Raw genomic sequence first — 13,455 nt, 5'->3', positions numbered from 1 at the left:
TGAAAACATCCATCGGTCCCGATGGCGCGACGCCGCCGGAGCCTCGGACTGATCCAGCGTCCCGGCCGACCCGGCGACACGGACCCGCGCCGGGCCTCGGAAAGCGTTTTCGGCCGGGAGCCACTACTGGCGCGCATGAGCTTCGACCCGGAGTCGACGGCGGTCGTGGTCGTGGACATGCAGAACGGCTTCTGCCACCCCGACGGCAGCCTCTACGCGCCCGCGAGCGAGGACGCTATCGACGACGTGACAGACGTCGTCGCCGGGGCGCGCGAGGCGGGCGCGTCGGTCGTCTACACCCGCGACGTCCACCCGCCGGGACAGTTCGAGGACAGCCACTACTACGACGAGTTCGACCGGTGGGGCGAGCACGTCCTCGAGGGGTCGTGGGACGCCGAACTTCACGAGGACCTCGACGTGCGCGAGACCGACCACGTGGTCGAGAAGCACACCTACGACGCGTTCTACCGGACCGACCTGGAGGGGTACCTCGACACCCACGGCGTCGACGACCTGTTGCTCTGCGGGACGCTGGCGAACGTCTGCGTGCTCCACACCGCAGGGAGCGCAGGGCTCCGGGACTACCGACCGGTCGTCGTGGAGGACGCGCTGGGCTACATCGAGGAGGACCACCGCGACTACGCGGTCGAGCACTCCGACTTCCTGTTCGGCGAACTAACGACGAAGGAGGAAATCGCGTTCGAGTAGGGTCGCGGAGACCCCTCACCGGGTGACTGTCACGTCGACGCGCTCGCCCACCTCGAACGTCGCGTCCGGACAGACGAGTTTGGCGCCGAACGCCTCGCGGGCGAAGAACAGCGAGAGGCCGGTAATCGGCGTCCCATGGGCTCGCACCGTCACGTCGTCCCACGTCACGGTCCGGCCGTCGGCGAGGCCGACTCGTCGTCCGGCGAGCGAGACCGTCTTCGCTCCGTCGTCTCCACGGAGCACCCCGCCGCCGTCGTAGTGGGGCAGGCCGCCGTCGAGTATCCCGCTGCTCCCCGTGTCGGCAGCGATGCCCGCGAACCGCTCGCCCGGCGCGGGGTGGTCGGGCGCGTCGAGAACCGCGTAGGTGTCGCCGGTCGAGACGACCGTCCCCCGGCCGTTCCAGGGGACCCCCGCGAGGTCGAGCGTCGGGTCGAGTTCGAGGGGGAGCGACCCCGAGGCCCGATAGGGGTTCGCGTCGCGCGGCCGGAAGCCGAGGTGGAGATGGTTGTCGACCCACGGCGCGAAGAAGCCCGACCGGACCATCTCGCCGAGCGAGTCGCCGACCGCCACCGCGTCGCCGGATTCGACGGCGGGGTCGACGTGGAGGATACGGGCGAGGTGGTCGCCCGTGTCGACCACGATGAGGTGGTCGTGCTCGACGGCGTAGTCCTTCGGCGGCGCCGAGACGGTCCGGGTGGCGACGACCTCGCCGGCGACGGGACTGGGCGCGGCCGTTTCCCTCGCTTCTGGCCCGTCCCCGACTTCTCGCCAGTCCCCGCGGTGAGGATACAGGTCCACGGCACACCCCTCGTCGTGGGCGGGGTACGGCGAGTTGTACAGCGAGAACCGCGGGAAGCGCGAAAGCGCCTCGGCACCGACCGTGACCATCGTCCGCGTCTCGGAGACGCGAGGGTTTAGGTACTCCGGATGCGAAAGCCCCGCCATGCGCGTACTCCGGGGCCGGGCGGCGAGTCGGGCGGCCGACCGCGACGTCGTCGCCGGAATGCTGGAACGAGGGGCCGAGGACGGGGAGGCGGCGGTCCGGGCGTGGCGGCCCCACCGCCAGCTCGCGTTCGGCCGGCGCGACTCCCGGGCCGACGACTTCGACGTGGCGAAGAAGGTCGCCGCAGCCTGCGACTTTCCCCCGGTCGAGCGGTCGGTCGGCGGCCGGGCGGTCGCCTACACCGGCGACACGGTCGCGTTCGCGAAGGTGGTCCCCCTGGAGGACATGCGCGTCGGGATGGACGAGCGCTACGAGTCGGTGACCCGGGCGGTCCAGCGCGCGCTCTGGCGGCTCGGCGTGCCGGCCTCGCGCGGCGAGCCCGAGGCGAGCTTCTGCCCGGGCGACTACTCGCTCCGGAGCGGGGGCAAGCTGGTCGGGGTCGCCCAGCGCGTCCGGAAGAACGCGGCGCTGGTCTCGGGCGTGGTCGTCGTGCGCGACCGCGAGGAGATCGCGGACGTTCTCGACCCTGTGTACACCGCGCTCGAGCTCCCCTTCGATCCGGCGTCGGTCGGCAGCCTCGCCGCGGCGGGCGGCGAGACCGACCCCGAGACGGTCGCCCGGACCGTCGAGGAACTGCTGGTCGGCGACGCCGACCCCGAGGTCGTCTCGGTTCCGGACCTTCCTGACCCCGAGGCCGCCGACTGACGACTTTCCAGAGACAACTGCCGGCCGCCGACCTCGATTCTCGCGCTCGACGACGTAGACCACGGGAAGCGACAGGCGACACAATCCACAGGGAAGCGCCCGGTGACACGAACCACCGGAACGCGCTCGGCCTCACAGCCACCGTCGGGCAGGACTGAAAGGGGCCGGTCGCTCGCGTGCACTTCAGTCGCCTCAGCGACCACTATCCGAGGCGGTCACGCGAGCGGAGCGAGCGTGACCTCGGAAGTCGCAGCCCGCGCAACGGAGTGAGCAGGAACGTCTTCCGGCGAGCGAAGCGAGCCGAGGATATGTCGCTGAGCGACCGTCTCGTGAGCGTAGCGAACGAGACCTCGGAAGTCGCAGCCGAGGAGCGCAGCGACGAGGACCGTCTTCCGGTGGCGAGCGACCGGGGGCTTTCGAGGAAGCGTCACCGGTGGCTGTTCTGGGTCTGCCGATTCTCACGCCGACGACGCCGTTGACTTCGGGAACCACGACCAATCCAACACCTCCTAGTCGGCGAATCGGGACCCTTAGGACGCCCACCCCCGAACCACCCGCCCACGAATGCTCACCATCCAGAACGCGACGCTCGCCGACGGCCGCGAGGTCGACGTGCGCGTCGACACCGACGCGGGCCGCATCTCGGGCGTCGGGTCGACGCTGACCCACTCGGGCGACACCATCGACGCCGCCGGCAAGCTCCTGCTGCCCGGGATGATCGACGCCCACGTCCACTTCCGCCAGCCCGGCTTCGACCACAAGGAGACCTGGGAGACCGGGAGCCGGTCGGCCGCGGCCGGCGGCGTGACCACGGTCGTCGACCAGCCCAACACCGAGCCGCCGACCGTCGACGGCGAATCGTTCGACCGGAAGGCCGAGCTGGCCGCCGACTCGTACGTCGACTACGGCATCAACGGCGGCGTGACCGAGGAGTGGGACCCCGACGAGCTGTTCGACCGGCCGGTGCTCGCGCTCGGCGAGGTGTTCCTCGCGGACTCGACCGGCGACATGGGCATCGACGAGGAGCTGTTCCGCGAGGCGGTCGAGCGCGCGACCGACGCCTACCGGGTCGTGACGGTCCACGCCGAGGACGCCGACCTGTTCTCCGAGGACGCTCTGGACCGAGCGGGCGACGACTACGACGCCTGGAGCGCCTACCGGACCGCCGAGGCCGAGGTCGCCGCCGTCGAGCGCGCGGTCGAGATCGGCGAGGAGGCCGGTGCGCGAGTCCACGTCGCCCACACCAGCACGCCCGAGGGCGTCGACGCCGCGGGAGATGGCGGCGCGACCTGCGAGGTCACGCCCCACCACCTCTTCCTCTCGCGGGAGGACTACGACGAGCTGGGCACCTTCGGCCGGATGAACCCGCCGCTCCGGAGCGAGGAGCGCCGGGCGGCCCTCTTCGAGCGCGTCGCCGACGGCACCGTCGACGTGGTCGCGACCGACCACGCGCCTCACACCCGCGAGGAGAAGGACGCGAGCGTCTGGGACGCCCCGAGCGGCGTGCCGGGCGTCGAGACCGCCCTCCCGCTGCTGCTCGAAGAGGCCCGGAAGGACAACCTGAGCTACGAGCGCGTCCGGGACCTGACCGCGGCCAACCCGGCGGACGTCTTCGGCCTCACTCGGCGCGGGAAGGTCGAGGAGGGGCTGATGGCCGACCTCGTGCTGGTCGACCCCGACGACTCCCGGGAGATCCGCGGAGAGGACCTCCACTCGAAGTGCGGGTGGACCCCGTTCGAGGGGATGCGCGGGGTCTTCCCCGAACTGACGATGGTCCGGGGCACCGTGGTCTGGGAGCGCGAGGGCACGGACGGCGGCGAAGTCGCGGACGGCGAGTTCGGCGACCCGGTCGGGACGAACGTCCGGGGGTGAGGACGACCGACGGCGCGCGGCGGAAGCCGACGAATGACAACCGCCGGCCGATCGCGGAAGCGATTATTCGAAATAACACCTATTTGCACGTATTTCAGTACGAACGTCTTGTTCCGAGACCAGGAATGGAAATAGTTGCCCGTAAGGATTCCATTATGTGTACAACCGACATAGCAAGGTGTGTCGGCGAACCCCCGCCGACTGACGCACCGCCACTCGAACGACTACCAACCAGAAGGGTACTCGTCCGCCAACGGAACCTGCGACGGGGACGCTTGCTCGGCCTCTCCCGTCGTCACTTTTCGAGCGACCGACCGCCGACCTGCGGGACCGCGTCGGCGCGAGACGTACCGCGACGGACGACCGCGTAGCTGTGCGTGGTGACGTCGAGACGCCGCCGGCGAAGCACCGACAGACGACGTGGCGCGCGGAGAAGTCACGGCCGACGGGACGAGTCCGTACCGTCCGCCCGGGTCAGGCCAGGCTGCCGACGACCACCGTCGCCAGGCTCGCGCCGACCATCCCGCCGACGCCCACGCCGCCCAGAACCGCCATGGCCTGCCGGGAGTCGGCCGCCGACCAGTCCGACCGGCCGCCGACGTGGCGCTGGAAGTGCTCGATGCCGCGGCCGGCGAACACCGTCCCCGACCAGCCCAGCAGCGAGAAGCCGAAGACCAGGGCCCCGACCGCGAACACCGTCTCGCTGGCGACGTCGACCGGTTCCCCCGTGGCGACCAGGACCACCAGTCCGAACGCGCCGAGGCCGGCGCCCAGCAGCGTCGCGCGACCGACCTCGCGGGCGCGCTGGCGGAGGACCGAGGCGTCGCCGTTCGCCGAGTCGCCGGAGACCATCGGTCAGTCGACGGTCTCGCGCATCCGGGGGTCGAGCGCGTCGCGCATCCCGTCGCCGAGCAGGTTGAACCCCAGGACCGTGATGGCCAGGAACAGGCCGGGGAAGAACGACCACCACCAGTCGCCGGTGAGCAGCCCCTGGTTCACGCCGTTCGACAGCATCAGCCCCCACGACGGGGTGCCGGCCTCGGCGCCGAAGCCGAGGAACGACAGCGCCGCCAGGTCGATGATGGCCAGCCCGAAGTTGAGCGTCGACTGGACGGTGATGGGCGCGAGGCAGTTCGGAAGGATGTGCCGGACGATGACCCGGGGGTCCTTGGCGCCGAGCGCCTCGGTGGCCTCGATGTACTCGTCCTCGAGCACCTTCAGCGCGGCGCCGCGGACGACGCGGGCGAACCGCGGAGTGTAGACCAGCGTCAGCGCGATGACGGCCTTCCAGAGCCCGGCGCCGAAGATGGCGACCAGCGCCAGCGCGAGCAGCAAGCTCGGGAACGCTAGCAGCACGTCCATGGTGCGCATGATGACGTTGTCGGTGAGGTCGCCGTAGTACGCCGCGAGGATGCCCAGCCCCACGCCCAGCACCGTCGAGGCGCCGACCGTGATGGTGCCGTACATCAGCGCGAGCCACGCGCCGTAGAGCACCCGGCTGAAGATGTCCCGCGACTGGATGTCGGTCCCGAACGGGTAGGCCCACGCGCCGTAGTCGGTGACCATCTGGGTCGGCTTCTGGCCGAGCCAGCTCGGCGGCGCCAGGTTGGGGTTGGTGCCGATCTGGCTCTGGCTGACCGTCGCGAGGTCGATGAACAGCCTGGCGTAGAGCCCGATGGCCACCATGGCGAAGATCATGCTGAGGCCCGCGAGGGCGAGGCGGTTCGACAGCAGTTCGGAGAGGAACGGGGAGGCGCGGAGCCGCTCGACGGCGCCGCGCTGGCCCACGTCCTCGGTTTCGACGTCGGTCTGGGTACTCATGCAGATTGCTCCCGGGAAGTCGTCGCGATCGAGTGTGGTGCGAGCGCGCTCATTGTTCGATCCTCGGGTCGAGGTACGAGTAGGTCACGTCGACGAGCAGGTTCACGAGCGTGAACAGGAACGCGAACGTCAGCACGGTCCCCTGGACGACGGGGTAGTCGCCGACCCGGATGGCCTGCACCAGCAGCGTGCCGATGCCGCCGATGCCGAATATCGTCTCGGTCAGCACCGCGCCGCCGAGCAGGCTGCCGAACTGGATGCCGATGACCGTCACCACCGGGATGAGCGCGTTCCGGAGGCCGTGTTTCAGCACGGTTATCTTCGAGCCCTGGCCCTTCGCGCGGGCGGTCCGCATGTAGTCCTGGCGGATGGTCTCGAGCATCGACGACCGCATCATCCGGGAGATGAGCGCCATCGAGTAGATGCCGATGACCAGCGACGGCAGGAAGAGGTGCATCACCGCCGACTGGAAGGCGGCGAAGTTGCCGTGCAACAGCGTGTCGATGGTCAGCACGCCCGTGATCGCTTCCACGCTGTACCGGGTCCCGATGCGGCCGCTCGCCGGGAACACGTTCAGCACCTGGGCGAACAGGAGGATGAGCAGCGGACCGCTCCAGTAGATCGGGATGCTGATGCCCGACAGCGCACCGATCCGGGTGACGTGGTCGCTGATGGAGTCCTGCTTGATGGCACCCAGCACCCCGATCGGGATGCCGAAGAAGATGCCCAGTATCTGGCCGTAGAGGGCCATCTCCAGCGTGACCGGGAGCCGGGCGGCCAGCACCTGCTTGATCGGCGTGCCGCGCCGGATCTGGTACGACTCGCCGAAGTCGAGCTGGACGGCCTCGAACAGGAACCGACCGTACTGCACCCAGATGGGGTCGTTCAACCCGAGTTCGGTCCGGATCTGTCGGACGAACTCCTCGGACGCCCGCTGGCCGGCGATGACCCGCGCCGGGTCGCCCGGCGCCAGGTGGAGGATGGCGAACACGAACGTCGCCACCCCGAACAGCACCGGGACCAGCAGCAGGAGTCGTTTGACAACGAACCGCTTGGAAATCATTCACCCGGAGAAAAAACCGCGTGCGTGAAAAAAGACTCGTTACCGCCCTCGGGCGGCGCCGGTCACTCGACCGAGACCAGGTTGAGGAACGGCCCGCTGATGGGCGCGACCGTGTAGTTCTTGACGCGGTTGTTGACGCCGCGCAGCACCTCGGTGTGGGTCATGAACACCCACGGCGCCTCGTCGTGGGTGAGCTTGCTGGCCTGCTCGTAGGTCTCCTTGCGCGCGGACTGCTCGTAGGTCGACTGACCCTCCCGGATGAGTTCGAGGAACTCCCGGTTGGCCCACCGGGCGCGGTTGCCGGTGTTGATGCCCTCGACGTCCGAGCTGACCCAGTCCTGGCCCTCGGGGATCTTGTCGAGACTCATCCCGGAGTGGCCCAGCAGCGGCGAGAAGAAGTTGTCCGGGTCGGCGTTGTCCGAGATCCAGCCCAGGAAACACGCGTCGTGCTTGCCCTCTGCGGTGTACGTGAGGTAGGGGTTCCACGACTGCTTGTTGATGGAGACATCGATGCCGACCTCGCCGAGGTTCGACTTGACCGTCTGGGCCGTCTGGACCGGAGAGGCGAAGTACGGCCGCGGGTTCGTCATCGTCGCGAGCTCGAACGAGAACCCGTCGCCGTAGCCGGCCTCCTCGAGCAGCGACTGTGCCTTCTCGGGGTCGTACTCGTACGCGCTGACCTCGCTATTGTGGCCCATCACGTTCGGCGGGAGCGGCTGGGTCGCGTTGACGGCCTGACCCCGGTAGATGTTCTCGACGATGGCCTTCGTGTTGATGGCGTGGCTGATGGCCTTGCGGACCTTCTTGTTACGGAACGCCTCGACCCGGGCCATGTTGAACGCCATGTACCCGATGGTCATCCCGGGCTTCTTCTTGAGCGAGGCCGAGCTCGACCCCTTGACGACGCTGGCGGCCTGCGCGCCGATGCCGTCGATGATGTCGACCTCGCCGGTGTCGAGCGACTGGGCGCGGGTGGTGTTCTGGCCGATGGCGGTGAACACGACCTCGTCGACGTGGGGGCCCTCGCCCCAGTACTCGCCGTTGGCCATCAGGCGGATGGTCTGGTTCGAGTTGTTCCACTTCTCGAACGAGAACGGCCCGGTGCCGACCGGGTTCTTCGAGAGGTCCCGGTCGCCCTCGATGGCCGACCGCGGCATGACCGCGAGCGCGAACACCGCGAGGTTGGCCACGAACGGCGCGTACTTCTTCGAGAGCGTGAACTTCAGTTCGTAGTCGCCGGTCGCCTCCACGTCCTCGACGTTGCCGAGCAGGTACGGGCCGTAGATCGACTGGTTCGAGTCGCCGACGAAGTACTCGTACTCCGAGTCGAGGAACCGCCGGTACGTCGCGATGAAGTCGTCGGCAGTGAACTCCTCGCCGTTGTGGAACGTCGCGCCCTGCCGGAGCGTGAGCGTCGCGGTCTTGCCGCTCTGGTTCCAGTCCTTCGCCAGCGCCGCGACCAGCGAGGAGCCGCCGGGCTTGAACCCGACGAGCCGGTCGTACACCTGGTTGAGGACCTTCGCGTCCTCGCCGGTGGTCGTGGCCTGCGGGTCGAGCGTCGTCGACCCCGAACCCCGGCCGTAGGTGAGCAGGGTGTTCTGTCCGTCGTCGCTCGATTCGGTCGTGGTGTCACCACCGTCGTCGGTGGTGTCGCCGGACGTGGTCGTCTCCTGGCCTTCCGAGTCGCCGCCGGTACATCCTGCCAGCGTGGCCGCGGCCGCCGCACCGCCGGCCGCCTTCAGGAAACTGCGCCGCTTCAGACTGTCATCTGACGCCATAGCGCATCATGCCCACACTTGGCACATAAGTATACCGGAGTTAAAACAGGGCGAACGTGTGGCAATGATTACCACAATAGGGCGCTTAACCGGCCGGAAACGGGGCGGGCTACCCCTGGAGTCGGACCTGCTTGAGGAACGGGCCGCCGATGGGCGCGACCACGAAGTTCTGGACGTTCGGCCCGATGCCCCGGAGCTCCTTGGCGTGGTCGATGAACACCCACGGCGCCTCGTCGTGGGCGATCTGGGCGGCCTGTCGGTACAGGTCGCCCCGCTCCTGCTGGTCGTACGTCCGCTGGGCCCGTTCGGTGAGGTCCATGAACTCGGTGTTCGCCCACGCCGCCACGTCGAGGGTGTTGAACCCCTCGGTGTCCCAGCCGACCCAGTCCTGGCCGTCCGGCACCTGGTCCTGCGAGATGCCGGGGTGAAGCAGGGCGTAGTAGAAGTTGTCCGGGTCGGCGTTGTCGGTCATCCAGCCCAGGAAGCAGGCGTCGTGCCTCCCGGAGCTCGTATAGGTCAGGAAGGGGTTGAACGGCTGCTGGTTGATGTTGACCGTGATGCCGACCTCGTTGAGGTTCGACTTGACCGTCTGGGCCGCCTGGATCGGCGACGGATTGTACGTCCGCGGGTTCTGGAACGTCGCGAGCTCGAAGCTGAACCCGTCGCCGTACCCCGCCTCGTTCAGGAGCTGCTGGGCGCGTTCCGGGTCGTGGGGGTACGGCTCGATGTCCTCGTTGTATCCCAAGACGTTCGACGGAATCGGCTGGTTGGCCTGGACCGCGATCCCCCGGTAGATGGTGTTGACGAGCGCGCCGGTGTTGATGGCGAGGCTGATGGCCCGCCGGACCCGCCTGTCACGGAACGCCTCGACCCGGGCCATGTTGAACGCCATGTACCCGATGTTGATGCCCTGCGTCTCCATCAGCCGGGCGTTCTGGGAGTTCTCGACGATCTGGGCGGCCTGCGCGCCGAGCCCGTCGATGATGTTCGCCCCGCCGGAGATGAGCGTCTGGGCCCGAGTCGTGTTCTCACTGACGGCGGTGAACACCACCTCGTCGACGAACGGCCCGTCGCCCCAGTAGTCGTCGGAGGCCGACAGTCGGATGCGCTGGTTGCCCTGGTCCCAGTTCTCGAACACGAACGGTCCGGTACCCATCGGGTTCTGGCTGAGGTCGGTCCCCCGCTCCTGTATCGCCTGCTCGGACAGCACGCTGGAGGCGAACATCGCGAGGTTCCGGAGGAACGGCGCGTACCGCTGCTGCAACTGGATGGTCATCTCGTAGTCGCCGTTCTTCTCGACGCTCTGGACCCAGTTGCCGAGCGTGAACGGCCCGTACGAGGAGACGTACTCGTCGCCCGGATAGTACTCGTAGTCCGAGTCGGTGAACCGCCGGTACGTCGCGATGAAGTCGTCGGCGGTGAACTCGTTGCCGTTGTGGAAGGTGACCCCCTCTCGGAGCGTCACCGTCGCCTGCTGTCCCTCGAGGTTCCACTCGGTCGCGAGTCCGGCGATCAGCGATGACTCGCCCGGCTCGAACTCGATGAGCCGGTCGTAGATCTGGTTGGTGACCTTCACGTCCTCCCCGCTGGTCGTGTTCTGCGGGTCGAGCGTACCCGAGTCGTTCCCCCGGGCGTACGTGAGCGTCCCGCCACCCCCCTGTTGCTGGGTCGCGTCCGAACTCCCGGTATCGACGTACCCCGCGACCGAGGCGGAGGCCGCCGCCCCACCTGCCGCCTTCAGCACGCTCCGCCTCGAAACCGATGTGTCGTTTGAAGACATACACCGATACCAATCAATCATTCGGAGTATAAGGCTACGGGAGCGCATTGAACCGCGGTCTCATTGGTTCAATTTCCGAACGGACGCAACATTCCGCCCGCCGGCTGACAGGTCGGGTCCGGACCGACAGTTCCTCGGCGTCGGGACGGCACCGCGAGAACCGAGACGCTGCGCCGACTACCGGTACGCGACTACCGGGGCTGGTCGTAGAGGTGGCAGGCCGCCGGGTGGGCCTCGTCCTGGAGGACCGGGTTCTTCCGCTCGCAGACGCTCTCGAAGTGCTCGCGGAGCAGCGACGCGGCGGCGTCCCAGTCGCCCTCGGCGAGGCGGTCGAACGAATCCTCGACGAGCTCGTGCGGGCGACCGGTCGGCTCGACGTCGAACAGGCGGTCCCAGAGCACGGACTTGAACGCCGCGGTGGACGCGGCGGTCCCGGCACCCTGCCGGCCCCCGTCCGCCGCGGTCGCGGTCTCGGCCTCGGCGCCGTCGCCGCCGGCCTCCTCCCACGCGGCGTCGAGGTCGATGGCGCGGTCCTCGACGCGCTCGCGGTAGTCCATCACCGCGCGGTAGGACTCCTGCTCGATGTCGAGGTCCGTCGGCGGGATGACCTCCGGGCACCGGGTCCGGAAGTGACACCCCGACGGCGGGTCGATGGGCGAGGGGACGTCGCCCTCGAGGATGACGCGGTCGTCGGTGTCGGCCCGCGGGTCGGGCTCGGGGATCGCCGACAGTAGCGCCTGGGTGTAGGGATGCTTGGGGTCGGCGAACAGCTCGTCGGTGTCGGCGACCTCGACGATCTCGCCGAGGTACATCACGGCGACCCGGTCGGAGATGTGCCGGACCACGCTGAGGTCGTGGGCGATGAACAGGTAGGTCAGCCCGAACTCCTCCTGGAGATCCTCCAGCAGATTGAGAATCTGGGCCTGCACGCTCACGTCGAGCGCTGACACCGGCTCGTCGGCCACGATGAAGTCGGGGTCGACCGCGAGCGCCCGGGCGATGCCGACCCGCTGGCGCTGGCCGCCGGAGATCTCGTGGGGGTAGCGGTCGAACTGGCCGGGTTCGAGGCCGACCGCTTCCATCAGCTCGACGACCCGGTCGCGGCGCTGCTGCTTGCGCGAGGTGTCGTCCGGCGGCGCCTCCTCGGGCAGGTCGTGGATCTTGAGGGGTTCGGCGATGATCTGGCCCACCGTCATCCGCGGGTCGAGACTCGACAGCGGATCCTGGAAGATCATCTGCATGTCCTTGCGCTTCTCGCGCAGTTCCTCGCGGTCCAGCTCCGAGAGGTCGGTGCCCTGGAACACGATGCGACCATCGGTCGGCTCCTCGAGGTGGAGCAGGGTCCGGCCCGCGGTGGACTTGCCGCAGCCCGACTCGCCGACCAGCCCGACCGTCTCGCCCTCGTAGATGTCGAAGCTCACGCCGTCGACCGCCTTGACGCTCTCGACCTCGTCGGCCAGCCACTCGTCGAGCATGCCGTCGGCCCGCGAGAAGTGCTTCTTCATCCCCTCGACCCGGAGGAGCCGGTCGCCGATCTCGTGGTCGCGGGTGGTGATGCCCTCGCGGTCCTCCCCGTACTGGCCCCCGTCGAACTCCTCGAGGACGCACTTGGCGCGGTGGTCGACCTCGGCCGGGCCGTGCTGGAGGTTGGGAATCTCGCCCTCGGTGCACTCGGGCTGGGCCCACGGGCAGCGCGGCGCGAAGTGACACCCCTCGGGCATGTCGATGAGGTCCGGGACGTTGCCCTCGATGGGGGTGAGGCGCTGCTTGTCCTCCCGCGGGATGGACTCGAGCAGCGCGTAGGTGTACGGGTGGCTCGGGTTGTGGAATATCTCGTCGACCGGCCCGACCTCCACGATGTCGCCGGCGTACATCACCGCCACCCGGTCGCAGGTCTCGGCGACGACGCCGAGGTCGTGGGTGATGAACAGCACCGACATGCCCAGTTCGTCCTGGAGGTCGTTGATGAGGTCGAGGATCTGGGCCTGGATGGTGACGTCGAGCGCGGTAGTCGGCTCGTCGGCCACGAGGAGCTTCGGCTGGCAGGCCAGCGCGATGGCGATGAGCACGCGCTGGCGCATCCCGCCCGAGAACTCGTGGGGGTACTCCTCGACCCGCTCGGTGGGCTCGGGGATGCCGACCTCCTCGAGCATGTCGATGGTGTCCTCGAGCACCGCCTCGTCGATGTCCTTCCCGCCGAGGCCGGGCGCGATCTCGCGGACCGCGTTCCACCACGAGTCCTTCTTCCGGCCGCCGTACTGGTGGAGCCGCAGGCTCTCGGCGACCTGCTCGCCCACGGTCAGCGCGGGATTCAACGAGGTCATGGGGTCCTGGAAGATCATGCTGACCTCGCCGCCGCGTATCTCGCGCATCGCGTCCTCTGGCGCCGCGAGCAGGTCGACGTACCCCTCGTCGGGGAAGACGAAGTCGCCGACCCCCGTGGGGTACCGGTCGGCGAACTCGGCGGTCAGCTCCTCGTGGCGGAACGCCGCCTCGCCGCCGACGACCTCGCCGGGGTCGTCGACGAGCTGGAGCAGCGAGAGGGCGCTGACGCTCTTGCCGGACCCGGACTCGCCCACGAGACCGACCGTCTCGCCCTCCCGGATCGACAGGTCGAAGTCGTCGACCGCCTGGACGACACCGCGTTCGGTGTTGAACTGCGTCTGCAGATCCGAGATTGAAAGTAAGTCTCTCACAATTGGTTGGAAGTGGACGGCCCGCGGTCAAATACCCTTCGACTTTTCGACCGAAATCGAGGCCCGTGAGACGTGACGTCGGCGTTCGC

10 protein-coding genes are annotated in these 13,455 nt (G+C 68.6%); 3 read left to right on the top strand and 7 right to left on the bottom strand.

All coding sequences use genetic code 11. The features are described from left to right. The first annotated feature begins 135 nt into the window (after nucleotides 1-135). A complete protein-coding gene (locus DVR07_RS17865; RefSeq protein WP_115798668.1) occupies nucleotides 136-708 on the top strand; it encodes a cysteine hydrolase family protein in 573 nt (190 codons plus the stop codon). Nucleotides 709-723: 15 nt separating this feature from the next. Here DVR07_RS17865 and DVR07_RS17860 read toward each other — a convergent pair whose 3' ends face one another. Continuing rightward, a complete protein-coding gene (locus DVR07_RS17860; RefSeq protein ID WP_115798667.1) occupies nucleotides 724-1,596 on the bottom strand; it encodes a hypothetical protein in 873 nt (290 codons plus the stop codon). 55 nt (nucleotides 1,597-1,651) lie between these two features. On the opposite strand from DVR07_RS17860, the gene DVR07_RS17855 reads away from it, so the two are divergent. After that, nucleotides 1,652-2,356: a lipoate--protein ligase family protein gene (locus DVR07_RS17855; RefSeq protein ID WP_115798666.1), complete on the top strand. Its 705-nt coding sequence runs from the start codon at nucleotides 1,652-1,654 to the stop codon at nucleotides 2,354-2,356. A 564-nt stretch (nucleotides 2,357-2,920) separates the two neighbouring features. Beyond that, complete coding sequence (locus tag DVR07_RS17850; protein WP_115798665.1) at nucleotides 2,921-4,228, top strand: dihydroorotase; 1,308 nt, start codon at nucleotides 2,921-2,923, stop codon at nucleotides 4,226-4,228. A 474-nt stretch (nucleotides 4,229-4,702) separates the two neighbouring features. Here the strand turns inward: DVR07_RS17850 and DVR07_RS17845 are convergent, their stop codons facing one another. The 6 genes from DVR07_RS17845 to DVR07_RS17820 all read right to left on the bottom strand — a co-directional run bounded on the left by DVR07_RS17845 (nucleotide 4,703) and on the right by DVR07_RS17820 (nucleotide 13,366). Next, a complete protein-coding gene (locus DVR07_RS17845; RefSeq protein ID WP_240147611.1) occupies nucleotides 4,703-5,080 on the bottom strand; it encodes a DUF7268 family protein in 378 nt (125 codons plus the stop codon). 3 nt (nucleotides 5,081-5,083) lie between these two features. After that, nucleotides 5,084-6,049, bottom strand: a complete 966-nt coding sequence (locus tag DVR07_RS17840) for an ABC transporter permease (RefSeq protein WP_115798664.1) — start codon at nucleotides 6,047-6,049, stop codon at nucleotides 5,084-5,086. 49 nt (nucleotides 6,050-6,098) lie between these two features. After that, nucleotides 6,099-7,112, bottom strand: coding sequence for an ABC transporter permease (locus DVR07_RS17835; RefSeq protein WP_115798663.1), 1,014 nt, complete (start codon nucleotides 7,110-7,112; stop codon nucleotides 6,099-6,101). A gap of 62 nt (nucleotides 7,113-7,174) precedes the next feature. After that, nucleotides 7,175-8,890: an ABC transporter substrate-binding protein gene (locus DVR07_RS17830; protein WP_115798662.1), complete on the bottom strand. Its 1,716-nt coding sequence runs from the start codon at nucleotides 8,888-8,890 to the stop codon at nucleotides 7,175-7,177. A 109-nt stretch (nucleotides 8,891-8,999) separates the two neighbouring features. Beyond that, nucleotides 9,000-10,670, bottom strand: a complete 1,671-nt coding sequence (locus DVR07_RS17825) for an ABC transporter substrate-binding protein (RefSeq protein WP_115798661.1) — start codon at nucleotides 10,668-10,670, stop codon at nucleotides 9,000-9,002. 191 nt (nucleotides 10,671-10,861) lie between these two features. Continuing rightward, nucleotides 10,862-13,366 (bottom strand): ABC transporter ATP-binding protein, encoded by a 2,505-nt coding sequence (locus DVR07_RS17820; RefSeq protein ID WP_115798660.1) that lies wholly within the window; start codon nucleotides 13,364-13,366, stop codon nucleotides 10,862-10,864. Between the last annotated feature and the right edge of the window lie 89 nt (nucleotides 13,367-13,455).

The organism is Halorussus rarus (assembly GCF_003369835.1).
GTDB lineage: Archaea > Halobacteriota > Halobacteria > Halobacteriales > Haladaptataceae > Halorussus > Halorussus rarus.
Note: the sequence above shows the minus strand (reverse complement) of the source record. Positions and strands in the feature narration are given on the sequence as shown.